The 22,799-nt window shown below is 64.8% G+C and carries 19 protein-coding genes, 1 pseudogene and 1 riboswitch; of the genes and pseudogenes, 10 read left to right on the top strand and 10 right to left on the bottom strand.

Annotated features, from left to right (window positions below; translation table 11 throughout):
* Positions 1-37: 37 nt before the first annotated feature.
* From OKW40_RS10055 to OKW40_RS10065, 3 genes are all read right to left on the bottom strand, one after another.
* Positions 38-682: a cytochrome b/b6 domain-containing protein gene (locus OKW40_RS10055; RefSeq protein ID WP_429489532.1), complete on the bottom strand. Its 645-nt coding sequence runs from the start codon at positions 680-682 to the stop codon at positions 38-40.
* Positions 683-730: 48 nt separating this feature from the next.
* Positions 731-1,594 carry a DUF1223 domain-containing protein gene (locus OKW40_RS10060; protein WP_429489534.1) on the bottom strand — a complete coding sequence of 288 codons (864 nt, stop codon included), beginning with the start codon at positions 1,592-1,594 and terminating at the stop codon, positions 731-733.
* A 111-nt stretch (positions 1,595-1,705) separates the two neighbouring features.
* Positions 1,706-2,164: a hypothetical protein gene (locus tag OKW40_RS10065; protein WP_429363546.1), complete on the bottom strand. Its 459-nt coding sequence runs from the start codon at positions 2,162-2,164 to the stop codon at positions 1,706-1,708.
* A gap of 596 nt (positions 2,165-2,760) precedes the next feature.
* On the opposite strand from OKW40_RS10065, the gene OKW40_RS10070 reads away from it, so the two are divergent.
* The 6 genes and pseudogenes from OKW40_RS10070 to OKW40_RS10095 all read left to right on the top strand — a co-directional run bounded on the left by OKW40_RS10070 (position 2,761) and on the right by OKW40_RS10095 (position 9,640).
* The gene (locus OKW40_RS10070; protein ID WP_429489535.1) at positions 2,761-3,162 is read left to right on the top strand and encodes a GreA/GreB family elongation factor; all 402 of its coding nucleotides are present in this window, start codon (positions 2,761-2,763) and stop codon (positions 3,160-3,162) included.
* A 141-nt stretch (positions 3,163-3,303) separates the two neighbouring features.
* Positions 3,304-3,421, top strand: a riboswitch (TPP riboswitch).
* Positions 3,422-3,509: 88 nt separating this feature from the next.
* On the top strand, positions 3,510-5,441 hold the full coding sequence (gene thiC / locus OKW40_RS10075) for a phosphomethylpyrimidine synthase ThiC (protein ID WP_429489537.1): 1,932 nt from the start codon (positions 3,510-3,512) through the stop codon (positions 5,439-5,441).
* Positions 5,442-5,586: 145 nt separating this feature from the next.
* Positions 5,587-5,811, top strand: a complete 225-nt coding sequence (locus OKW40_RS10080) for a glycine zipper 2TM domain-containing protein (protein WP_429489539.1) — start codon at positions 5,587-5,589, stop codon at positions 5,809-5,811.
* 245 nt (positions 5,812-6,056) lie between these two features.
* Positions 6,057-6,530, top strand: a complete 474-nt coding sequence (locus tag OKW40_RS10085) for a hypothetical protein (RefSeq protein ID WP_429489541.1) — start codon at positions 6,057-6,059, stop codon at positions 6,528-6,530.
* 293 nt (positions 6,531-6,823) lie between these two features.
* Positions 6,824-8,423, top strand: a pseudogene (locus tag OKW40_RS10090) (L-lactate permease).
* A 290-nt stretch (positions 8,424-8,713) separates the two neighbouring features.
* Positions 8,714-9,640 (top strand): DMT family transporter, encoded by a 927-nt coding sequence (locus OKW40_RS10095; RefSeq protein WP_260321352.1) that lies wholly within the window; start codon positions 8,714-8,716, stop codon positions 9,638-9,640.
* A gap of 170 nt (positions 9,641-9,810) precedes the next feature.
* Here the strand turns inward: OKW40_RS10095 and bamC are convergent, their stop codons facing one another.
* Positions 9,811-11,046 carry an outer membrane protein assembly factor BamC gene (bamC, locus tag OKW40_RS10100; RefSeq protein ID WP_429489542.1) on the bottom strand — a complete coding sequence of 412 codons (1,236 nt, stop codon included), beginning with the start codon at positions 11,044-11,046 and terminating at the stop codon, positions 9,811-9,813.
* 399 nt (positions 11,047-11,445) lie between these two features.
* Here bamC and OKW40_RS10105 point away from each other — a divergent pair, with 399 nt between their 5' ends.
* Both OKW40_RS10105 and OKW40_RS10110 read left to right on the top strand, forming a co-directional pair.
* Entirely contained in the window at positions 11,446-11,910 is a 465-nt protein-coding gene (locus tag OKW40_RS10105) for a DUF2844 domain-containing protein (protein WP_187610920.1), read from the top strand.
* A 68-nt stretch (positions 11,911-11,978) separates the two neighbouring features.
* Positions 11,979-13,247, top strand: a complete 1,269-nt coding sequence (locus OKW40_RS10110; protein ID WP_429489544.1) for a DUF3443 domain-containing protein — start codon at positions 11,979-11,981, stop codon at positions 13,245-13,247.
* Between the two features lie 49 nt (positions 13,248-13,296).
* Here OKW40_RS10110 and OKW40_RS10115 read toward each other — a convergent pair whose 3' ends face one another.
* Positions 13,297-13,740, bottom strand: coding sequence for a hypothetical protein (locus tag OKW40_RS10115; RefSeq protein ID WP_429489546.1), 444 nt, complete (start codon positions 13,738-13,740; stop codon positions 13,297-13,299).
* 206 nt (positions 13,741-13,946) lie between these two features.
* Here OKW40_RS10115 and OKW40_RS10120 point away from each other — a divergent pair, with 206 nt between their 5' ends.
* Positions 13,947-14,573: a cadmium resistance transporter gene (locus OKW40_RS10120; protein WP_429489548.1), complete on the top strand. Its 627-nt coding sequence runs from the start codon at positions 13,947-13,949 to the stop codon at positions 14,571-14,573.
* Positions 14,574-14,672: 99 nt separating this feature from the next.
* On the opposite strand, the gene OKW40_RS10125 is transcribed toward OKW40_RS10120, so the two are convergent.
* Complete coding sequence (locus OKW40_RS10125) at positions 14,673-15,008, bottom strand: hypothetical protein (protein ID WP_429489550.1); 336 nt, start codon at positions 15,006-15,008, stop codon at positions 14,673-14,675.
* Positions 15,009-15,405: 397 nt separating this feature from the next.
* Between OKW40_RS10125 and leuA the strand changes: the two genes are divergently transcribed.
* Positions 15,406-17,112 (top strand): 2-isopropylmalate synthase, encoded by a 1,707-nt coding sequence (leuA, locus tag OKW40_RS10130; RefSeq protein WP_429355824.1) that lies wholly within the window; start codon positions 15,406-15,408, stop codon positions 17,110-17,112.
* 128 nt (positions 17,113-17,240) lie between these two features.
* Here the strand turns inward: leuA and OKW40_RS10135 are convergent, their stop codons facing one another.
* The 4 genes from OKW40_RS10135 to boxC form a co-directional block, all read right to left on the bottom strand.
* Positions 17,241-18,020, bottom strand: a complete 780-nt coding sequence (locus OKW40_RS10135) for an amino acid ABC transporter substrate-binding protein (protein WP_429489551.1) — start codon at positions 18,018-18,020, stop codon at positions 17,241-17,243.
* A 278-nt stretch (positions 18,021-18,298) separates the two neighbouring features.
* A complete protein-coding gene (gene boxA, locus OKW40_RS10140; protein ID WP_429489553.1) occupies positions 18,299-19,537 on the bottom strand; it encodes a benzoyl-CoA 2,3-epoxidase subunit BoxA in 1,239 nt (412 codons plus the stop codon).
* 16 nt (positions 19,538-19,553) lie between these two features.
* The gene (gene boxB, locus OKW40_RS10145; protein WP_184071075.1) at positions 19,554-20,981 is read right to left on the bottom strand and encodes a benzoyl-CoA 2,3-epoxidase subunit BoxB; all 1,428 of its coding nucleotides are present in this window, start codon (positions 20,979-20,981) and stop codon (positions 19,554-19,556) included.
* A gap of 98 nt (positions 20,982-21,079) precedes the next feature.
* Positions 21,080-22,759 (bottom strand): 2,3-epoxybenzoyl-CoA dihydrolase, encoded by a 1,680-nt coding sequence (boxC, locus tag OKW40_RS10150; protein WP_429489556.1) that lies wholly within the window; start codon positions 22,757-22,759, stop codon positions 21,080-21,082.
* Positions 22,760-22,799: the final 40 nt, after the last annotated feature.

Raw genomic sequence — 22,799 nt, forward strand, 5'->3', positions numbered from 1 at the left:
TTCATGAGCGTGAGCATGCGCATGGGTAGCCGCGGGCTCAACGTCCGCGCAACATCGCGAGCAACGAGCGCGGCACGAGCGCGACCATCGCCAGATGCACGGCGAGAAACGCGGCCAGCAGCGACATCGCGCTGAAGTGCACGATGCGCGCGTTGTCATAGCCGCCCATCAGTTCGCGCAGCAGCGGAAACTGCACCGACTTCCAGATCGCGAGCCCCGATAGCACGAGCACGATCAGATCGGCGATCGCGAACAGGTAGGCGAATTTCTGCACCGCGTTGTAGACGCGCAGATCGCCATGCGAAAGCTTGCCGCGCAACGCGGCGACGAAATCGCGCAGTACCGCGCGCGGCGTCAGCGGCAGGAACTTGCGCACGAAGCGCCCGCTCGCGAGATTCAGCGCGATATACATGAGACCGTTGAACACCAGCAGCCACATCGCCGCGAAGTGCCATTGCAGCGCGCCGCCGAGCCAGCCGCCCAGCGTGATCGCGGTCGGGAAGGTGAACGCCGGGAAGATCGGCGACGCGTCGTAGATGCGCCAGCCCGACAGCATCATCACGATCGCCGCGAGCGCGTTCAGCCAATGCGTGATGCGCAGCCACAGCGGATGAATGACGCCGCGCTTCGGCGCGGCGGGCGCGGCGGGTGCGCTGGGGCGCAAGGCGTGGGGTGTGGACATGGGGCTCTCCTCGAACAGCGGTAGTGAATGCGGCGCGCGCGAGGTCGATCAACGGCACGCGGGAAGGTCGGTCGCTTGTAGCACGTCGCCGCTCGCGTCGCTTTCGACGAACGCGACCACGCCGAAGCGGCCGGCGGCGTTGGCGCTCGGATCGGCTTGCGCATCGACGCTCGCAGCGTGTACATCGATGTCCTGATGAATCCGCGCGTGACCGGAGACGAGCGGCACGGGCCCGAACCAGGCGCGCACGACGCGCTCGTGATGCAGCGTCGCGCCGCGGTTTTCGCCCGCGCCGACCTGCGTCGTCAGCGCGTTCTCGTAGATCGCGAGATAGGCGCTCAACGCACCCGTGGCGGCGGCTGCCGTCGTGCTGAACTGCGCATCGACATCGAACGCGCCGGGCGCACGCGGGCTCAGCGCAAGTGCGACGCTCGCCTGGGCGGGTTCGGCGACGAGCTCGTCGATGCGGCGCTCGAAACTGTCGCGTTGCGACCAGTCGCGCAGCTCGCGGCCCGCGACGAACACTTCCGGCGTATAGACCGTGTGCGCGCCCGCGAGACGCGTCAGCGTTTGCTGACGTTCCGTGAAGCGATGCTGGGAAAAGCGGTCGGTCCAGCCGAGGCTGTTCCAGTAGTCGACGTGCAGCGCGAGCGGCACGATGCCGTGCGCGGCGCCGTCGCTTTTCCATTGACTGAGCCAGCGGTCGGCGGGCGGGCAGCTATCGCAGCCCTCGCTGCTGTACAGCTCGACGAGCGCGACGCGGTGCGCGGGGCTGTGCGTGGCGCATAGGGGCCCGGCCGCGTCGGCCGCACTGATGCCAGAACCGCTCAGCAGAAAAAGCGCGAGGCCGAGGGCGGGCGTCGAAAAAGTCGTAAAGCGCTGAAGTATCGAGCGATTGTGCGCGGTCGACATGACGTGCTCCGATCGTAATCTGCACGTTTGTCGAGCCGCGCGGCCGGTTATGACAAGCCTCTTTTAATTTTTTTCCGGCGCGGGATGAGCCAGCCAAAGCTCGCCCGCGACTCAGTCGTAACTGACCACCACCGTCACGCGCGTGTCCATATCGGTGCGCTTCGCGTTCAGCGACAGCACGCCGCCCGCGCGATCGACCGCGTAGTGGCCGTCGCGGGCCGTCGCGACACGCCCGGTGCCATCGACGAACCGCGCCGCCACCAGATCGCGCGACTGCGTGCCGCCGTTCACTTCGAGCGCGACATCGGCCCCGCTGACGACGCCCGGCGGCGCGCTGAACGTCACCGTGCGCGAGAAGCGCTGACCCGCCACGCTCGCGCTACCGACGGCGACGCCAGGGGGCGCCGTATCCACGCTGATCTGCATCGGCGGTGCAACGATCATCCCCACGAACCGGATCACGCCGCCCGTCACCGTCGATGCCGCCGGCGCCGCCAGCGGCGCGGCAAGCAATGCCACCCCCGCGACTGTGCGACCGAACGTTCGCCACCGCCTGCTTTCCGCTTTCATGTGCACCTCTTTGTCAATCGGCGCGAGTCGCCTCGCGCCATTCACGCGCCATCCCGCGAATCGCTTCGCCGGAGTGCGGCCTTCGCTGCACTTTGTTTAACGGCAATCCTCTGACTGGCTTGAACGCAATGCGGACCACACCGCTTTCTTCTCGCACCGCACAAAAACGGTCAATCGACGGGCGCGGCATCGCAAACGGAGCTGCGTGAGACAGCGTGCTAACATCAAACTTTCGTCTCGCTGCTGCCGCGCGGCCTCACGCTCTGTCGCCCGGCACCTCTCGATCGCTGTTCCCCAACACCTGGTCGTTTTGCCCGTGACTTCTCTGCGTCGTCCGACTTTCCGTGCTCTCGCCCGCTTGCGCCCATGCCGCGCAGGCGAGTGCGCGCGCGCGGGCGTCGCGTCGCACGGCCCCGGCGAGACGTCCCGAACGGTCCCGCTTCACGCCGCCCGGCGCCCTCGCTGACGCAGCCCGCCAATACCCAGGGCCGCGTCGCCGGGCACCGGGCTCTCTCCCATTCGTCCACTCATCCGCCGACCACCCCATGGGTCGTTGCACGCGGCCATCCATGACCGCCTTATCCGGAGTCCTGATGATGAAGAAGATCAAAACCTGCTACCTGACCGAACTCGACGTGATGCGCCTCGAGAAATACGCGGCCACCGACGCCAAGTTGCAGCACATGCTCGACGATGTGCTCGAACGCGCGGTAATCGTCGACTCGCACGACATCCCCGCCGACGTCGTCACGATGAACTCGCAAGCGACGCTGATCGACGCAGCGAGCGGCGAACAGATGACGTGGACCGTCGTCTATCCGCCCAACGCCGATTTCGCGCAAGGGCGCCTGAACGTGTTCTCGCCGGCAGGCCTCGCGCTGCTCGGCGCGCGCCGCGGCGAGAGCATCCGCTTCACGCCACCCAGCGGCGATCAGAAAGTGCTCAAGCTCGACAAAATCCTGTATCAGCCTGAAGCCGCCGACGATTTTTCACTGTAAGGCGGCCGTTCCCTCGCTGTAAGTTGCCCTGTCTGATGCGGTCTCGAATCAAGCATAGGAGATGTCTGGTTTCATCCGGACCAGTTTTTTGAGTCATTCAGACAGGTTGCCAAACCGCGGGCGGCCGGTGTATCGTGTGCGCTGCTAACGCGGGGGTCCTGCGTAGCGCGGAGCTGGAGGTCCGTGTTGCGTGGGTGAGAAATACCCTTTGAACCTGATCTGGATAATGCCAGCGCAGGGAAGCGTACGGATTTCGCTCCAGCCTCAAGGGCCTCATCTCTCCGCGATTTCCGACTACTTCCATCTCGGTCTCCTGCTTAGCCGCCCCACTTTGTACGGAGACTTACATGAACGCCAACCCGAAGTTTATTTCCGCCGAAGCCCACGTGGACGAGGCCGCCGTCGCGCCGTTGCCGAATTCGCGCAAGGTCTACGTGACCGGCTCGCGCCCCGACATCCGCGTGCCGATGCGCGAAATCTCGCAGGCCGACACGCCCGACAGCTTCGGCGGCGAAAAGAATCCGGCGATCTACGTGTACGACACGTCGGGCCCCTACTCCGACCCGGACGCGGAGATCGACATCCGCGCGGGTCTGCCCGCACTGCGCGAGGCGTGGATCGAGGAGCGCGGCGACACCGAGCCGCTGACCGGTCTGTCGAGCAGCTTCAGCCGCGAGCGCGCCGCCGATCCGGCCACCGCGCAGCTGCGTTTTCCGGGACTGCATCGTACGCCGCGCCGCGCGATCGCCGGCAGGAACGTGACGCAGATGCACTACGCGAAGCAAGGCCTCATCACGCCGGAAATGGAATACATCGCGATTCGCGAAAACCAGCGCCGTGCCGAGTACCTCGAGACCCTGAAGACGAGCGGCCCGAACGGCGCGAAGCTCGCCGCGATGATGGGCCGTCAGCACCCCGGCCAGGCATTCGGCGCGAGCGCGTTCGGTCCGAACGGCCTCACCGAAATCACCGCGGAGTTCGTGCGCGAGGAAATCGCGCGCGGCCGGGCGATCATCCCGAACAACATCAATCACCCGGAAAGCGAGCCGATGATCATCGGCCGCAACTTCCTCGTGAAGGTCAATGCGAACATCGGCAACTCGGCGGTGACATCGTCGATCGGCGAGGAAGTCGACAAGATGACGTGGGCGATCCGCTGGGGCGGCGACACGGTGATGGATCTGTCGACCGGCAAGCACATTCATGAAACACGCGAATGGATCATCCGCAACAGCCCGGTGCCGATCGGCACGGTGCCGATCTATCAGGCGCTCGAAAAGGTCAACGGCAAGGCTGAAGACCTCACCTGGGAAATCTTCCGCGACACGCTGATCGAGCAGGCCGAGCAAGGCGTCGACTACTTCACGATCCACGCGGGCGTGCGTCTGCAATATGTGCCGCTCACGGCGAACCGGATGACCGGCATCGTGTCGCGCGGCGGCTCGATCATGGCGAAGTGGTGTCTCGCGCATCACAAGGAAAGCTTCCTGTACGAGCATTTCGAAGAGATCTGCGAAATCATGAAGGCCTACGACGTGGCCTTCTCGCTCGGCGACGGCCTGCGTCCCGGCTCGATCTACGACGCGAACGACGAAGCGCAACTGGGCGAGCTGAAGACGCTCGGCGAACTCACGCAGATCGCGTGGAAGCACGACGTGCAGGTGATGATCGAAGGTCCGGGCCATGTGCCGATGCAGCTGATCAAGGAAAACATGGACCTGCAGCTCGACTGGTGCGACGAGGCGCCGTTCTACACGCTCGGGCCGCTGACCACCGACATCGCGCCGGGCTACGACCACATCACGTCGGGCATTGGCGCCGCGATGATCGGCTGGTTCGGCACCGCGATGCTGTGCTACGTGACGCCGAAGGAACACCTCGGTCTGCCGAACAAGGACGACGTGAAGACCGGCATCATCACGTACAAGCTCGCCGCGCATGCCGCCGATCTCGCGAAGGGTCATCCGGGCGCGCAGGTGCGCGACAACGCGCTGTCGAAGGCGCGCTTCGAATTCCGCTGGGAAGACCAGTTCAATCTCGGTCTCGACCCGGACAAGGCGCGCGAATTCCACGACGAAACGCTGCCGAAGGATTCGGCCAAGGTCGCGCATTTCTGCTCGATGTGCGGCCCGCACTTCTGCTCGATGAAGATCACCCAGGACGTACGCGAGTTCGCCGCGCAACAAGGCGTCACCGACGACGAAGCGCTGAAGAAAGGCATGGAAGTAAAGTCGATCGAGTTCATGAAGCAAGGTGCGGAGATTTATCAACGGCAATGAGCGGGTTGCGCGATTCGCGCTAACCAGCACGGCAGTATCGAAGCCCGCCGGCATGGCGGGCTTTTTTATTCCACCGCATCGAGCAGGCACGTTGCGTGCTGAGAGAAGGAAACATCTGTTTCCAACAACGAGCGGAGTCAGCATCATGAAATCGATCCGTCATCCCGGTACTCGTCTTGGTACGGTCGCAGCCGCCCTTTCACTTGTCGCGGGTCTCGCGGCATGCGGCGACATGTCTCCACGTACACGCGACACCGCGATCGGCGCGGGTGTCGGCGGCGCCGCTGGCGCGGCGATCGGCGGCAATGGCTGGTCGACGCTGGGCGGCGCGGCGGTAGGCGGCGTCATCGGTAACCAGGTCGGCAAGTGAGCGGCAAGTGAGCGTTGCGTCCGATGACGCGTCTAACGATTCATACAGGACAGCAAACGATTTTTTTCGGACCACGGTCCGGACTGCCGAGGGCGGCGGATGCAGTGCGCCCTCGTCCCGACAGCGCGCGTGGAAATAGGCTGAAATATGCGGTTGCGGTTTTGCCACAGCGCTGCCGCGGCAAGAGCGTAAGCTCCTCATAACGACGTCGCGCAAGGCGGCATCGGTTCATCGAGGAGCGCGCCATGAAGTCCCGCGTCGTCACCCATCTTTGCGTGGTGCGCCTCTCGACGCCACGCGATTCGTCCAGTTTTTCCGCGAGATTCGCGCGGCCCGCCACCGCGATTTGCGTGCTCGCCTCGAGTCTCTTTTTGGCAGGCTGCTATTACCCCGCCGGCTACTATCCCGCCGGCTATTACCCGTCGTACTATTCGACCGCGCCCGCGACCACAGCCGACCAAACCGCGCCGGCGACCGATCAACAACAGACGCCTCAAGCCCAGGCGCAAATGCAGGTCGCACCGCAAGACATGCCGCCCGGTTATACGGTTCCCGCGCCTGTGTACGCGGCGCCGCCGGTTTATCCCGCCTACTATCCGCCGCCGCCTTATCCCGCTTATTACGGCTACCCCGCCTACTACGGACCGTCGATTGCGATCGGCATTGGCGGTTATTGGGGCGGCCATTGGGGCGGTCATGGGGGCGGCCACTCGCATTGACCTGTCCTCTTTCGTCGCGCAGCGTGCACGCGCCGGCACTTCAACTGCCGGCGCGCGCGCTTCTTCATGAGTCGTTTTCCGCGCGTATCGCCCTCCACCGCGCATACCCCGCCCGTACTTTCCCGGCTTGACGCGCCGGTAAGGCGCTCTATCCTTGGAAGGTTTCATGCAGCACCCGCTTAAATCGGGCGACGCCGCTTTGTCGAGGCCACTTGCGAGCGTCCGCCGAATCAGAGCGACGCGCCGTCATGCGCAATCCCCGCGTCGAATTACACAACAACGAAGGAGACGTGATGTTTCATCAACTACTCACTCCGGTTGGCAATTCGCTTTTTCCGTCGTTCATCGTCGCCGCGCTGCCGATCATCGCCGTGCTCGCGCTGCTCGGCTGGGCGCGCAGGCCCGCGTGGCAAGCGTCGCTCGCGGGACTGATCATCGGTTTGATCGTGGCGATTTTCGTCTGGCAGTTTCCGGTCGGGCTCGCGTTCAACTCGGTCGCGGCTGGCGTCGTGTTCGCGATCTGGCCAGTGATGTGGATCGTGTTCACCGCGATCCTGCTGTACAACATCGCGCAGCGCTCGGGACGCTTCGAGGCCTTTCGCCTGTGGATGATCGACAACCTGCCGAACGACCGGCGCATCGTGCTCGTCGTGGTCGGCTTTTCGTTCGGCGCGCTGCTCGAGGGCATTTCGGGTTTCGGCACGCCGGTCGCGATCACGAGCTCGCTGCTGATCATGCTCGGCTTTCCGACGCTCGAAGCGCTGACCTTCACGCTGATCTTCAACACCGCGCCGGTCGCGTTCGGCGCGCTCGGCGTGCCGATCACGGTGCTCGGCGCGGTCACGCATCTGCCGTCCGATGTGCTCGGCAAGATGGTCGGGCGGCAATTGCCTTTCTTCGCGGTCCTGCTGCCCTTCTATGTGATCGCCGTGTACGCGGGCTTTCGCCACATGCTGCGGATCTGGCCGGTGCTGCTGGTCTCGGGCCTGAGCTTCGCGCTGACCCAGTTCGTCGTCTCGAACTTCATCAACTACAGCCTGACCGACGTGCTGTCGTCGCTGGTTTCGCTGATCCTCACCGTTGCGTTCCTGCGCCTCTGGAAGCCCGCCGTCGATCCGAAATTCGCGATCAACGTCGATCGCATCAGCGAGGTGCGCGGCAAGATCGGCGGCGCACAGGGCTGGTATCCGTGGATCATCGTGTCGGTCGTCGTGATCATCTGGACGATCGCGAGGATCTTCACGATCGGCGACATCAAGGTGTCGTGGCCCGGTCTCGACAAGGCCGTGTTCATCACGCTCTACAACACGCCGTACGGCGCAGTCTGGGACTTCCAGCCGCTCGCGACCGGTACCGCGATCCTCGTCGCCGCGCTCATCACGGCGTTCGTCGTACGGCTCTCGCCCGCCGAGTTCGGCAAGGCGATCTCCGATACGTGGGTGCAAACGCGCATCGCGATCCTGACCGTGGCAACGATCGTCGGCCTCGCTTACCTGATGAACTACTCGGGACTCACCTACACGCTCGGTCTCGGCGTTGCGTCGGTCGGGCCGCTGTTTCCGCTCGTGTCGGCGTTCCTCGGCTGGGTGGCGGTGTTCCTGTCGGGCAGCGATACGTCGGGCAATGCGCTGTTCGGCAATCTGCAGGGTGGTCGCGGCCAACCAGCTCAATCTGAATCCGGTGCTGATGGCGGCGACCAACTCGTCGGGCGGCGTGATGGGCAAGATGATCTCGCCGCAGAACATCGCGACCGGCGTCGCGACCACCGAGTTGAAGGGCAAGGAAGGCGTCGTGTTCGCCAAGACCTTCAAACATTCGATTCTGCTAACGGTGCTGCTCGGCGTGCTCGTCTGGGCGCAGCAGAACGTCCTGCAATGGATGATTCCGCATTGAGGTCGCGCCATTAACGGCGCAATGCAATTCACATCTTTCGGACGGCCGCCCACGCATCGCGGGCGCCGTTTCCGATCCCATCCCACTGCCGTTCCGCCTGATCGCAATTTTTCTCACATATCGGCGAGAATTGCTCGTTTGGCGCGCGCCCTCGCAGCGCTTACCATCGACCTCATCGGACGCGGCTGTCTCCCGGATCTTGCCGTTTCATCCCGTACTGAAACGATTCGCGCGATCGCACTGTTACGATGAGCTGGCGTCCCGACTCAACTGCGCGCGGCGCCATTCCAATGAAAACCAGAAACCTGCTGCAACTGCTGATCCTCGCTGCCCTGTGGGGCGCATCGTTCCTGTTCATCCGCGTCGGCGTGACCGACTTCGGCGTCGCGCCGCTGATGGCGCTGCGCGTCGGCATCGGCGCGCTCTTTCTCGCGATCGTGCTGATCGCGCGACGGCCGCTGCAACAGTCCGCCACCGTGTTGCGCACGCACGCAGTGCCGCTGCTCGTGGTCGGTATCGTCAATTCGGCGGCACCATTCTGCCTGTTCGCGTATGCCGAGCTGACACTGTCGGCGGGCGTCACGTCGGTGATCAATGCGTGCGCGCCGCTGTGGGGCGCGCTGGTCGGCTTCCTGTGGCTGCGCGACCGGCTCAGCGCACTGCGCACGCTCGGTCTCGTGGTCGGCTTTCTCGGCGTGCTGATGCTCGTGTGGGATCAGATCGCGGCGCCGGCCGGCTCGGCCGCCTCGCCGCTGAGCGTCGCGCTTGCGGCCGGCGCCGCGCTCGGCGCCACGCTGCTCTACGGCATCGCCGCCAACTACACGAAGCGTCACCTGACTGGCGTCGACGCGCTGACCGTCGCGACCGGCACGATGATCGGCGCGACGATCGTGCTGCTGCCGCTCGCGGTCATCTACTGGCCCGCCGCGCCGATCTCGCTGCGCGCGTGGGGCGCGGTGATCGCGCTCGGCGTCGCCTGTACCGGCATCGCGTACATGCTGTTCTTCCATCTGATCGCGGTCGCCGGGCCGACGCGCGCGATCACCGTGACCTTCGTGATTCCGATCTTCGGCATTCTGTGGGGCGCGTTGTTTCTCGGCGAGACGGTGTCGCCCGGCATGCTCGAAGGGTGCGCTGTGATTCTGGTCGGCACCGCGTTGGCGACCGGCGTAGTCAAGCGCTTGCCGTGGATGGGGACGCGGCGCGCGGATACCTGAGCGCACGGAGTCAATCGGCAACCGCGCCGGGTCGCGGCTTGCCGATCCGGTCACGTTACATCGGCTCACGCGCGGGCCCTTCGCGCGTCAAATGCATAGTCAAAAAAAACCGCCCGGATTTCTCCGGGCGGTTTCGTCGAACCGGCGGCGTCGGCCGCGAGGCTCTCGTATCAGTGCAGCTGGTCGGCCATCAGGCTCATGATCTGCTTGGCCTGCGAGCTTTCGTCGAGTTGCCCCTTGTCGTCGACCACGGCCACGCGGGTCTGGTTCGGCGTCACCGCGCGCACGTTCACGCGATACTGCCTGGCGACCTTCTCCTTCTTGCCGTGGAAGACCTGGCTCCAGAAGCCCTGCTCGGCCGACGACATATCCTTCGGATCGACGTAGCGCACGAAATAGAGGCCGCGGCTCATGTCGCGATCGTCGACCGTGAAATTGCTGCGATCGAGTGCGAGGCCCACGCGCAGCCACGCGCGGTCATACGGCTCGCCGAGCGTGAGTTCGGTCGATGAGAGCTGCGCCGACGTGTTGTTGGCCGAATCCGCGTCCGGCATAGGCGGTTGCGCCGCGAGCGCGACGTTCTGCGCGACAACGGCGGCCGTCGCCGACTTCGCACCCGCCGTCGCCGCGTTCGGCGCGATCTGCGTGCCCGCGGGCGACAGCTCGGCGTTCTGCATGCCACCCGTGTTGCCACCCGAATCGGCCCGCGCCAGCGAGACCATCAGGCGCTTCAGGTATTCCTGCTCGAGCGCCGGGTCGTTCGGCTTGGGTTGCCACTGGGTCGACTCGTTGTTCGTACCGGTGATCGCCTCACGCATGCCTTTCTGGCTGACGAACACATAGGTGCCGCCCTTCGGCGCCGCTTCGAGACGCGTGCGGAACTTGTTGCGCTCCGAACTCACGTAGCTGTTGCCCATCGCCTTCGACAGCGTGTTGCGGATAAAGCCGTCATTGATCTGCGCGTGGGTTTCGTTCCAGTCGGTTTCCATCACGCCCTTGTCGCGCTGGTCGACGACGAGCAGGAAGCCCTGCTCCTGCCAGAAGCGGCGGATTTGCGGCCAGGCCTGATCGGGCGTTTTGTTGTCGATCACGAGCCAGCTCTCGGTGCCGTCGCGCTGGATGTGGATGCCCTGGACGGGCGGCACGACCGCGACCGCGTCGCCGGCCGGCGCCTGTGCCTGCACCTGTTTCAGCGTGGACAGCGAGGTTTCGCCGCCCTGCGGCGGCAGCGAACGCTGATCGGCCGTCTCGTCGATCATGTTCGGCGGTACGGCAAGCGATACCTGCTTCGAACGGGAGTCGCTCCTATAGTCGATTTTGGTCGGCGACGAGGTGCCGCAGCCGGCGACCAGCCCGCCTGCCATGAGCATTACTGCAAACCGCTTGGTGAGACGAAAATCAGTCATGTTCGGGGAATCCTTCCGCTACGCCACGGCAAGTTTCCGTGGATCAACCCAACATTTTACCGGTCCCGGCGAGGCCTGTGCAAAAACTGGGGTTTGCCCGCGAATCGCCGCATGCCACGGCTACGAAGCGACCACGGGAAAAAAGTCCGCGCCCATCATGCTATTTGCCTTCTTATGAGGTAAATTTAACACTAAATAACACTTTCGAGTTGACCTTGGGAGTATTCCCAAGTCTTTGCCGGAGGCCCGCCGAATAAGGGCTTCCGGTCTGCATGCGGCTTGTTTTTAAACATGGCGCGCGGTCCTGTCCGCCGCGATGTGCAAAAACCAGAAAAAAGACCAGCGCCAGATTAATCGAGTTATCTCAATAAAAATCCGGCGCCAAACGAGGAAGGCCTCATGTCCCAGTCCTGTCTCAATCCATCCGCGATCGCCTCGGCGATCGCCATCGTCGCGTGCTGCGCGAGCTTCGGCGCGCATGCCGAATTGGGCGGCACGATGCCGAGCCAGGCGGTGTCGGGCGCGAGCGCGCCGCGCACGCTGCTCAATGGCGCACTGCGCGAGCGCACGTGGACCGACGCTGGCAATACGACCATCAACGAATACGCGACCAGCACCGGCCTGATCGTCGCCTACGCGTGGCAAGGCCCGACGATGCCGGATCTGCACGCGCTACTCGGCAAATACGGCGACTCGTACAAGACAGGCGCCGCGGCGGCGGCCGGCAGCGGCAATCTGCATTCGTCGCGGGTCACGCGCGCCGACGTGATCGTCGAGTCCGGCGGACCGATGCGCGGCTACGTCGGCCGCGCGTGGCTGCCGGCGGCTTTGCCCGCCGGCGTCACCTCCGACGACATCCAGTAACGCGTGCGCCCCGCACGCGTCGCTCGCGCCCCTTCACGTCTGAGTTCCACCCGACGGATCGCCACGCCATGAAATCCGCCTTGCGTTTCCATGCCCTGCTTCTGATCGTCTGCGCGGCCCTCGTCGGCTGCGGCGGCGGAGGCGGCAGTTCCTCGGCCAGCTCGTCCGGCTCGGGCTCGACGCCGTCCGCGACCGCGCCGACCTCGTCGACCAGTTCCACGAGCGCGTCGAACACGACGCAGAGCGCGAACGTGCCGCAATCGACCACGCCCAACGTGCAGCTGGTCACGGTCGGCGTATCGCCCGGCAGTACGCGCAACATGCTGACGACGAGCGTCACCGTCTGCCAGGCCGGCACCAGCAACTGCGCGACAATCGACGACATCCAGGTCGACACCGGCTCGAACGGCCTGCGCATCCTCGCATCGGCGCTGCCGACGACCCTGTCGCTGCCGACCATCGCCGCGGGCGGCGGCGTGAGCGCCGAATGCGCGGTGTTCGGCAGCGGTTATGCGTGGGGCTCGATCCGCAACGCGGACGTACGCATGGCTGGCCAACAGGCGTCATCGATTCCGATCCAGGTAATCGCCGACAGTGCGCTGCCCGCCGCACCCACCGACTGCGCGAACTCCGGCGCGTCGCTGCTGACGGTGTCGAGCCTGCACTCGAACGGGATCCTCGGCGTGGGCCTGTTCCCGGTCGACTGCGGCAACGGCTGCTCGAACTCCGCATTGCCGCGCTGGTACTACAGCTGCACGACGAGCGGCTGCACCGCAACCGCGCAGCCGCTCGCACAGCAGGTGACCAACCCGGTCAGCAGCTTCCCGCTCGACAACAACGGCGTCGTGATCGACCTGCCGGCCGTCGCCGATGCGGGCGCGGCCAGCGTGTCGGGCTCGTTGATCTTCGGCATCGGCACCCAGTCGAACAACACGCTGACGAGCCCGAACGTCCTGAAGGCGAACGCCGCGACCGGCTACGTGACGACGAACTCGGGCGGTCAGACCTATGCGGTGAGCTATCTCGACAGCGGCTCGAACGGCCTGTTCTTCCACTCGACGCAGTTCCCGTTGTGCGGCTTGTGGTACTGCCCGACTTCGACGCAGTCGGCGAGCGCGTCGATCACCGGCATCGATGGCGTGTCGAGCACGGTGTCATTCGACATAGCCAATTCGAGCACGCTGTTCTCATCGTCGAACAACGCGTTCGACAATCTCGCCGGCAATTCGAGTCAGGGCTTCGGCTGGGGCTTGCCGTTCTTTTACGGCAAACGCATTTACACGGCGATTGCGGCGCGCAATACGTCGGCCGGCCAGGGGCCGTATTACGCGTTCTGAGGTTGATTGGGTTGGATGCGCAGCGATGGCGCGAGACGCGGACGGGAACTCAGCCCGCCGCGCTGGCGGGTTGCGCGGCCGGCGCGGCCAGCTTTGCCGGCGCGAGCCAGCGGAATACGTCCAGCTCTTCGCCGTGGAACGTGCACTCGGCGGCGGCCGGCGTGCTGACCCTCTTCGGCTCGGCCTGCTTCGCGGCCACGTTGACGTCCGTCGCCGCTTGCGATGCCGATGCCGCGAGCGGCGCGGAGACCGCCACCTCGGACGCGCTTACCCGATGCTCGATCGTCCCCTCCACCACGACACGCGAGCCGCGAATCGCGGCCCCGCGATGCGTGACCCGCAGCGTATCCGACGACATCCCCGACGGCGCCTCGGCCAGCTTGCTGCGCATCAATTGTTCGCATGCGCCCGAGTTGCGGGTACCGATCGTGCAGGCCGCCAGCAGCGCCACGGCGCTCGCGACACAGGCGATAGAGAGAAGGCGAATCTTCATCGATGTTCCGTTGTTCCAAGCCTCGGTCATTGTAGCTTACGACCCCGTCGCCGGGCTTCGCGGCCGCCTGCCGCTTGACCTTGACCCAGCGCATCGGCATTGTGTTGACCGGTCGCGCCCTCGATGGCGCAGCCGGCAGCCCGGTTGCCCACATTGCGCGGCGAATTCAAAACGACTCTACCCCCGGTAACGATCTCGGCTTCTTCATGCTCAGCCTCGTCCTGCTCGCGATCGTCGCCTACGCCGCGACCAATATCGACAACCTGTTCGTGCTGCTCGGCTTTCTGACCGAAACGGGCGTGGAGCGGCGCCGCGTGGTCGCGGGACAGTACGCGGGCTCTTTGATCCTCGTCGCCGCGGCGCTCGTGCTCGCGGCCTTGCTCACGCGCCTCCCGGCCGGTTATGTAGGCCTGCTCGGCTTGCTGCCGATCGTCGTCGGCCTGCACAAGGCCTGGCAGCGCTTCGGTCCCGGCCACGCGCGGCGCAACGCCAGCGAAGATAGCGAGGACAGCCGCGCAAGCGCTCCGCCATCCGTTCGCGGCTCATCGAGCTGGACCGTCGCGAGCGTCGCCATCGCCAACGGCTCGGACAACCTCGCCGTCTACGTGCCGCTGTACGCGAGTCGTACGCCCGCCGAGAATGCGCTGGTTTCGCTCGTGTTCGTCGTGATGATTGGGCTCTGGTGCGCGGGCGCGGCATGGCTGGTCGACCACCCGTTGCTCGGCGCGCCGATCCGGCGCTACGGCTCGGCGCTGCTGCCGCTGATCCTCCTCGCGATAGGCGTATCGGTGATGGTGAACAGCGATACGTTGCGACTTTGGTCCGGCGCGTGATCAACGCGGGGCGTCGACCAAGACTGCGCGGCACGCAACGGCTTCAGCTTGCCGCCTTCAGCGTCGTAGTCTTCGTCTGCCGATCCTGCTTCGCCAGTCTCAATTCGCCGGCTGGGGCGGTTGCACGTAAGTACGCACGCCCGCCAGCGGCGCGCCATAGCCGCCCGCGCTCGCGTTGTTCGGCAAGCCGTTGACCAGTTGCGCACGCGGATCGGTCGGATTCAGATTCAGCTCGCCCGCCTGCTGGTTGCCATGCGTCGGATACTCGCTGCCGCGCGCCGCCTGCGGCATCAGAGCTGTACTGTTCTGCCGCGCGTTCATGTCGTTCTGCGCGCTGAGCCCCTGCGCGCCGGCCTGCCCGACGAACCCACATGCCAAGGCCGCGCACGCGCAGATCCTCGCGAGGCCGGATATCTTCGCTACCACCCTTTTCATGTTCACCTCCTGCTCTGTGAATTGACGACGCCTCGTGAGCTCACCCCTGAATCGAGTGCCGCGCGAGCGTCCCACCGCACCTTCCATACGAGCGGCCGCTCGCCCCCTTCTGCAGCCGAGCAGGCCGCGGCCCACTCCACCTCGGCCCTTGACGCTTTCTCAATAATATGTTCCCATTGCGCACTATGTACCGCGTCCAGACCACCCTATCGCTACTACTAGCCCGCTCTACCGGGCTAGGTCTGCTGCTGCGCGCGTCCGCTTCTCTCTGATACACCGAAGCATCGCTTGAATCCCCAGTAACTGACCCAGCCCCGGTTTCCGACCGGCGGCCCAGTATCGCGTTTTCGTCGTCCGGTCGACACCCATTCCACGGTCTCTCCCCCGGATGATGAAAATGTTGAAAAACCCTGCTACCAAGTACCGTTCGTTCAAGCCGATCAATTTGACGGATCGCCAGTGGCCGTCGCGCACCATCACGCGCGCGCCGATCTGGATGAGCACCGATCTGCGCGACGGCAACCAGGCGCTGTTCGAGCCGATGAACGCCGAGCGCAAGATGCGCATGTTCAAGACGCTGGTGCAGATCGGCTTCAAGGAAATCGAGGTCGCGTTTCCGTCGGCGTCGCAGACTGATTTCAACTTCGTGCGCGAGCTGATCGAGGGTGGCCATATTCCTGACGACGTGACGATCGAAGTGCTCACGCAGGCGCGCGACGATCTGATCGAGCGTACCTTCGAATCGTTGCGCGGCGCCCCGCGCGCGATCGTCCATCTGTACAACGCGACCGCGCCGGAATTCCGCAAGATCGTGTTCGGCCTCGAAAAGAGCGGCGTGATCGAACTCGCGCAGAAGGCCGCGCGCACGATGAAACGCCTCGCCGACGCGCAACCGGACACGCACTTCACGCTGCAATACAGCCCGGAAGTGTTCAGCGGCACCGAACTCGAATTCGCGAAGGAAGTCTGCGACGCGGTGTTCGACATCTGGCAACCGACGCCCGAGCACAAGGCGATCGTCAATCTGCCGGCCACCGTCGAAATGGCCACGCCGAACGTCTACGCCGACCAGATCGAATGGATGCACCGCAATCTCGCGCGTCGCGACTCGCTGATCGTCTCCGTCCACCCGCATAACGACCGCGGCACGGCCGTCGCGGCCGCGGAGCTCGCGGTGATGGCGGGCGCGGATCGCGTCGAAGGTTGTCTGTTCGGCAACGGCGAGCGCACCGGCAACGTCGACCTCGTCACGCTCGCGTTGAACCTGTACACGCAGGGCGTCGACCCAGAGCTCGATTTCTCGAACATCAACGAAGTCGCGCGCACGGCCGAGGAATGCACGCAGTTGCCGGTGCATCCGCGTCATCCGTATGTCGGCGATCTCGTCTTCACCGCGTTCTCGGGCTCGCACCAGGATGCGATCAAGAAGGGCTTCGCCGCGCAGAAGCCGGACGCGATCTGGGAAGTGCCGTACATGCCGATCGATCCGAGCGACCTCGGCCGAACCTACGACTCCGTGATTCGCGTGAACAGCCAGTCGGGCAAGGGCGGTATCGCGTACCTGCTCGAGCAGAGCTACGGCGTCGTGTTGCCGCGCCGTCTGCAGGTCGATTTCAGCTCGGCCGTGCAGCGCTTCACCGACCAGAGCGGCCAGGAAGTCACGCCCGCGCAGATCTGGGAGCTGTTCCAGCAGGAATACGTGCGCACGGCCGAGCCGGTCCGCTATATCAGCCACAGCCTGTCCGAGCATGACGGCCGCGAGCACATCAAGCTCAACGTCGAAATCAACGGCACGCCGCGCGTGCTGGGCGGCGCCGGCAACGGTCCGCTCGACGCGCTGATGCACGCCTTCGACGTGCCCGTGCGCATCCAGCACTACGAGGAACGCGCGCTCACGCAGGGCGCCGATGCGCGCGCGATCGCGATCGCCGAAATGGCCGGCACCGATGTGGCCGGCAGCGCGTTCGGCGTCGGTGTCGATGCAAACCTGATCACCGCGTCGATCCGCGCGGTGATCAGCGGCGTGAACCGCGCGTATGCACGCGTGAACACGGATGCCCAGGAGCGCTTCTTCGACGCTGCGCTGAGCGACGCGACGGTGTGAGGCCAGCGTCTGCCGCGTTGAACGTGCGGCACGCCGCAGGTTCGACGGGCTGACGACAACGAAGAAGGGGCGTTTCGACGCCCCTTCTTTTTTAATGTGGATTTATCCGCGTCAACGTCGGCCGACGGTCAATGAAACACGTCCCGGCCGAAGTACTTCAGCGAAATCCGCTGATACGTACCGTCTTTTCTCATGCCGGCGAGCGCGTCGTCGATCGCCAGGCGCAGCTTTGGATTGCCCTTGCGGATCAGTACGGCCGACTTGTCGCTGCTATCGGGCGACGTATCGACCGCGACGACCTTGATCCTCGCCTCGGGCTCGCGCTTCCTGTAGTCGAGAAACGACAATGAATCGTTGACGGTCGCGTCGACGCGGCCCGCGACGAGCAGCTCGATCGATTCGTCGAAGCCCTGCGCCGGAATCACCTGCGCGCCGTGCGCGGCCGCGATCCTGCCGACGTTGCTGGTCAGCGTATTGGCCGATTTGCGGCCCCTCAGGTCGTCGAAAGATTTGATCGTTGTGTTGTCCGATGCGACGATCAGCACCGCGTGCGACGTGATGTACGGGTCCGAGTAATCGTATTTGAGCTTGCGCTCGTCGGTGATCGCGACCTCGTTGATCACCGCGTCGTAGCGATTGACGTCGAGACCGCCGACCAGTCCTTCCCATTTGCCTTCGATGAATTGCGGCTTGACGCCGAGACGCTGCGCGATCGCGCTCCCAATCTCGACGTCGAAGCCGGTCAGCTTGCCCGCGTCGTCGTGGTAGGTGAACGGGGCGTACGTACCTTCGGTGCCGATCCGGAACACGCCCGATGCCTTGATCCGCGCGAGATCGTCGGCGCTAGCCGGATGCGCCAGTGCTGCCTGCAACAGCGCAATCATCGCAAGTGAACGAATCGGCTTCATCGGACGGCTCCGTCTGAGTGGCTGCGCGGGTGGCGGACTGCCGCGTTTGGCGGGGAGTGCCGGCGTGCGGCCGGCTGTGTGGGCCGACTGTAGCAAACCGTCCGCGATTTTCAAAGCGCTTCGCGCGCGGTGCGTCGATCCGCACAGGTCAGCCGCTGCGCTCTGCCGTCAAGCATATGGCGCAGGCAAAAAGGCCCCGCAAGCACTCATGCTTTCACGAGCCCTTGCGGAGCCTTTTCGCGGAGCTTTCGGTGTGGGTCGGCGTGTCGGCGCGCCGCTCAGTACGTCTCCAGATGCAGCCGCCCTTCCCGCTTCAGCTTTGCCCACAACGCTTCCCAATCGAGCTGATGCTGCTCGCCGATATCCTTGAGCGCCTGCAGCACACCGTCCTCCATGCCCTTGAGGCCGCACACGTAGATATAGGTGTTGTCGTCCTTCAGCAGGTTCGCGACGTCGGCCGAACGTTCGCGCATTGCGTCCTGCACGTAGCGCTTCGCCTGTCCCGGCGTGCGCGAAAACGCGAGCGTGGTGTCGATGAAATCCTTCGGCAGATTCGTCAGCGGTCCAAAGTACGGCAGCTCCTCCTTGGTACGCGCGCCGAAGAACAGCATCAGCTTGCCGGTCGCGCCTTTGAGGCGCTTGCGGCGGCGATACTCGGTCATCGCGCGCATCGGCGCGGAACCGGTGCCCGTGCAGATCATCAGCAGATGCGAGTTCGGATGATTCGGCATCAGGAAGGTGCTGCCGAACGGACCGATCACGTTGACCACGTCGCCCTTCTTCAGATCGCACAGATAGTTCGAGCACACGCCGTCGATCGCGTCGCCGTGCTGCTGCGACACCCGCTTCACCGTCAGCGACACGTTGTTATAGCCGGGCCGCTCGCCATCGCGCGGACTCGCGATCGAGTACTGGCGCGCGTGATGCACGCGGCCGTCGGCGGCAGCTCCCGGCGGCAGAATGCCGATCGACTGGCCTTCGAGCACCGGAAACGGCATCGAGCCGAAATCGAGCACGATGTGATGGATGTCGCTCGACGTCGCGCTGTCGGTGAGCCGGTAGTTGCCGACCACCGTCGCGGTGGTCGGCGCCTTATGCGTGTAGAGATTCACGTACGGCTTCGCGGCCGACCACGGCGGCACGACCGCGCCGCGCACGGTATCCACTTCGATGCCGTCCGCTTCGGCGGCGCTGTCGCCCGCGGTGGACGCGGCCACCGGTTCTTCAGCCGGCACCGCCATCGTGTTCTGCTCCGGCAACACGTCCCACGTAAACTGCTCGTCGATCGAATACGCGTCGGCCTTCAGCACCGTGCGCCAGTTGTCGATCGCGCCGGTCGGGCACGGCGGCACGCAGGCCATGCAGCCGTTGCAGACGTCGGCCTTCACGACGTAGTTGTTGTCGTCGTGCGTGATCGCATCGACCGGACAGGTCTCTTCGCAGGTATTGCAGCGAATGCAGATCTCCGGATCGATCAGATGCTGCCGCAGAACTTCGACCGATACTGGCCCGTTCATGACTTCCTCGCCTGCTTCAGTTGAAGCGCACGTATTCGAAATCGACCGGCTGACGGTTCACGCCCATCGCGGGCGGCGCGATCCAGTTCGCGAACTTGCCCGGCTCGGCGACGCGGCCCATCAGCGAAGCGACGAACGCGCGGTCTTCCGGCGTGGCGAGCCAGTTCGCTTCGTTGGCGGCCCATTCGGCTTCGCTGAGCACGCGTCCGTCCGGCGACACCCGCGTGCCGGCGAACGTGCCGATCTGCCGGTTGAACGCCTTGTGCGGCACCGTCATGCGAAAGTCGACGCCGGCCTTCTCGAGCACCTTGTTCCAGCGTCCAACCCCCGCAACCGAGTCCTTGATGTAATCGTCGCGCAGCACTTCGTTCATCGCGTTGAGCATCGGCACTTCGCGCTCGACGAGCTTGCCGTCCTGCACGTCGAGCAGCTTGTAAGCATGCTCGTTCAGGCGATGATCGTCGTCGCGCTTGCCTTCCTCGTAGCGGCCCTTCAGACCCGAGCTATAGAACGTCGCCGCGTTCGACGAATGATCGGCGCCGAACAGGTCGATCGTGACCGAGTAATGGAAGTTCAGATAGCGCTGGATGGTCGGCAGATCGATCACGCCGGCCGCGCGGATCTTCGCGACGTCGTCGGTGCCGAGTTCGTTCATCACCTGCGCGGTACGCTGGATCACGCGCGACACGCCCGATTCGCCGACGAACATATGATGCGCTTCCTCGGTCAGCATGAACTTCGTCGTGCGCGCGAGCGGATCGAAGCCCGACTCCGCGAGCGCCGACAACTGGAACTTGCCGTCGCGGTCGGTGAAGTAGGTGAACATGTAGAACGCGAGCCAGTCCGGCGTTTTCTCGTTGAACGCGCCGAGAATGCGCGGGTTGTCCTCGTCGCCCGAGCGACGGCCGAGCAAGGCTTCGGCTTCCTCACGACCGTCGCGGCCGAAGTAGCGATGCAGCAGGTACACCATCGCCCACAAGTGGCGGCCTTCCTCGACGTTGACCTGGAACAGGTTGCGCAGATCGTACAGCGACGGCGCGGTCAAACCGAGGTGACGCTGCTGCTCGACCGAGGCCGGTTCCGTATCGCCCTGCGTGACGATGATGCGGCGCAGGTTCGCGCGATGCTCGCCGGGCACGTCCTGCCACGCGGCTTCGCCCTTGTGCTCGCCGAAGTGGATCGTGCGATCCTGCTCGCCCGGCGTGAGGAAAATGCCCCAGCGGTACTCGGGCATCTTCACGTAGTCGAAGTGCGCCCAGCCGCCCGCATCGACGCTGACCGCGGTGCGCAGATACACGTCGTAACCGTGCGAGCCTTCCGGGCCCATGTCGCCCCACCATGACAGAAAGTTCGGCTGCCATTGTTCGAGCGCGCGTTGCAGCGCGCGGTCGTCGGCGAGGTTGACGTTGTTCGGAATCTTTTCGCTGTAGTTGATCGAGGACATGGTCGGTTCCCTGGGTCAATTCCCTTTTCGGAAGCTGCAGTGGCGAGAGGCGCGTATCGGCAGGCGGCGTCGTTTAGTCGGAGTGAGCGCGGCGCATCTCACACGCGCGACACATCGAATTGCGCCTTGCTGCCCTTGCCGTACACCTTGAGCGCACCCTTCTCGCCCACTGCGTTCGGCCGGTTGAAGATCCAGTTCTGCCAGGCGGTGAGACGGCCGAAAATGCGCGTCTCCATCGTCTCCGGCCCATTGAAGCGCAGATTCGCTTCGAGGCCGGTCAAGGCATCGGGCGACATCGCCGCGCGTTCTTCGAGCGCGATGCGGATTTCGTCGGCCCAATCGATATCGTCAGGCGACGCGGTGACGAGACCGAAGCGCTCCGCGTCGAGCGCCTTGACCGGCTGGCCGATCAGCGCGCGCGCCGCGTCGAGCGGCTCGGCTTCTTCGTAGAAGCGCCGCGCGAGCCGCGACTGATGCGTCACCATCGGATACAGGCCGAAGTTGACTTCCGACAGCGTGATCGCCGGCTCCTCGTCCTCGTTGTCGGGCAGCGCGGCCATGTAGGTGCGATCGGCGGCGAACGCGAGTTCCGCGAACGTGCCGGCGAAGCATGAACCCGGCTCGATCAGCGTGAAGATGGAGCGCGACGACACGTCGAGGCGCGCGAGCGTGCGGCGCAGCATGCCGATCGTTTCGCGCACGAACCAGTGATCCCGGTGCTGCAGCAGCGTCGCATCGACTGCGAGCAGATGGCCCGCGTCGCCTTCGGTCTTGAACACCCAGGTGCCGATGTCGAGCGCGTTGGTGCGCATCGAGAGGATCGCGTCGTCGAGTTCGCGCGCGAATTGCAGCGGCCACCAGTTGGCGCCGGCCGCGGCGATCGCGGCGAGGTCGGTCGGTTGCTCGGTGCGCGGCGCGCGCGCGGTGAAGGTCGCCATACGTTTCGCGCGATCGATCGTGACCTCGACCGTCTGATAGCTGAGGCCAGCTTCGCGATCCGTGCGTTCGATGCGCGTGAGCGCGACGCCCGGCGCTCCGGCCGGACGATCGCTGTGCGCGCCGAGTTCGAGCGCGCGCGCCTGAATGGCCTGCTCGAACTGGTTCGGCTTCACGACTTCGTCGACGAGACGCCAGGCCTTCGCGCGTTCGCCGCGCACGCCCTCGACCACCGTGCAGAAGATATCCGCGCGATCGTGGCGCACCTTGCGCTTGTCGGTCACGCGCGTGAGTCCGCCGGTGCCGGGCAGCACGCCGAGCAGCGGCACTTCCGGCAGCGACACCGAAGAGGAACGATCGTCGATCAGATAGATTTCATCGCAGGCGAGCGCGAGTTCATAACCGCCGCCCGCGCACGCGCCGTTCACCGCGGCAAGAAACTTCAGCCCCGAATGGCGCGACGAATCTTCGAGCCCGTTGCGCGTTTCGTTCGTGAATTTGCAGAAGTTGACCTTCCACGCGTGCGATGACAGCCCCAGCATGAAGATATTCGCGCCCGAGCAGAACACCCGGTCCTTCAGGCTCGTCACCACCACCGTGCGGACTTCCGGATGCTCGAAGCGAATGCGCTGAATCGCGTCGTGCAGCTCGATGTCGACGCCGAGATCATACGAATTGAGCTTCAGCTTGTAGCCGTCGCGAATGCCGCCGTCCTCGGCGACGTCGAGGCCGAGCGTCGCGACCGGACCGTTGAAGCTGAGCTTCCAATGCTTGTACTGCGACGGCTCGGTGCGATAGTCGACCGGCGCGGCCTGGGCAACGGCGGTGGGTGCTGTGGACATGGGGCGTCTCCTGACTGGATGATGCAATCTGTTTTTTGAA

The sequence above is a fragment of the Paraburkholderia sp. RAU6.4a genome (assembly GCF_050435625.1).
In the GTDB taxonomy this organism is placed as follows: domain Bacteria; phylum Pseudomonadota; class Gammaproteobacteria; order Burkholderiales; family Burkholderiaceae; genus Paraburkholderia; species Paraburkholderia tuberum.

What these genes read in the sequence shown, in the direction of transcription:
- OKW40_RS10055 (WP_429489532.1), bottom strand. Translation starts at nt 682, where the DNA reads ATGTCCACACCCCACGCCTTGCGCCCCAGCGCACCCGCCGCGCCCGCC.
- OKW40_RS10060 (WP_429489534.1), bottom strand. Translation starts at nt 1,594, where the DNA reads ATGTCGACCGCGCACAATCGCTCGATACTTCAGCGCTTTACGACTTTT.
- OKW40_RS10065 (WP_429363546.1), bottom strand. Translation starts at nt 2,164, where the DNA reads ATGAAAGCGGAAAGCAGGCGGTGGCGAACGTTCGGTCGCACAGTCGCG.
- OKW40_RS10070 (WP_429489535.1), top strand. Translation starts at nt 2,761, where the DNA reads ATGAAGAAGATCAAAACCTGCTACCTGACCGAACTCGACGTGATGCGC.
- thiC (WP_429489537.1), top strand. Translation starts at nt 3,510, where the DNA reads ATGAACGCCAACCCGAAGTTTATTTCCGCCGAAGCCCACGTGGACGAG.
- OKW40_RS10080 (WP_429489539.1), top strand. Translation starts at nt 5,587, where the DNA reads ATGAAATCGATCCGTCATCCCGGTACTCGTCTTGGTACGGTCGCAGCC.
- OKW40_RS10085 (WP_429489541.1), top strand. Translation starts at nt 6,057, where the DNA reads ATGAAGTCCCGCGTCGTCACCCATCTTTGCGTGGTGCGCCTCTCGACG.
- OKW40_RS10095 (WP_260321352.1), top strand. Translation starts at nt 8,714, where the DNA reads ATGAAAACCAGAAACCTGCTGCAACTGCTGATCCTCGCTGCCCTGTGG.
- bamC (WP_429489542.1), bottom strand. Translation starts at nt 11,046, where the DNA reads ATGACTGATTTTCGTCTCACCAAGCGGTTTGCAGTAATGCTCATGGCA.
- OKW40_RS10105 (WP_187610920.1), top strand. Translation starts at nt 11,446, where the DNA reads ATGTCCCAGTCCTGTCTCAATCCATCCGCGATCGCCTCGGCGATCGCC.
- OKW40_RS10110 (WP_429489544.1), top strand. Translation starts at nt 11,979, where the DNA reads ATGAAATCCGCCTTGCGTTTCCATGCCCTGCTTCTGATCGTCTGCGCG.
- OKW40_RS10115 (WP_429489546.1), bottom strand. Translation starts at nt 13,740, where the DNA reads ATGAAGATTCGCCTTCTCTCTATCGCCTGTGTCGCGAGCGCCGTGGCG.
- OKW40_RS10120 (WP_429489548.1), top strand. Translation starts at nt 13,947, where the DNA reads ATGCTCAGCCTCGTCCTGCTCGCGATCGTCGCCTACGCCGCGACCAAT.
- OKW40_RS10125 (WP_429489550.1), bottom strand. Translation starts at nt 15,008, where the DNA reads ATGAAAAGGGTGGTAGCGAAGATATCCGGCCTCGCGAGGATCTGCGCG.
- leuA (WP_429355824.1), top strand. Translation starts at nt 15,406, where the DNA reads ATGTTGAAAAACCCTGCTACCAAGTACCGTTCGTTCAAGCCGATCAAT.
- OKW40_RS10135 (WP_429489551.1), bottom strand. Translation starts at nt 18,020, where the DNA reads ATGAAGCCGATTCGTTCACTTGCGATGATTGCGCTGTTGCAGGCAGCA.
- boxA (WP_429489553.1), bottom strand. Translation starts at nt 19,537, where the DNA reads ATGAACGGGCCAGTATCGGTCGAAGTTCTGCGGCAGCATCTGATCGAT.
- boxB (WP_184071075.1), bottom strand. Translation starts at nt 20,981, where the DNA reads ATGTCCTCGATCAACTACAGCGAAAAGATTCCGAACAACGTCAACCTC.
- boxC (WP_429489556.1), bottom strand. Translation starts at nt 22,759, where the DNA reads ATGTCCACAGCACCCACCGCCGTTGCCCAGGCCGCGCCGGTCGACTAT.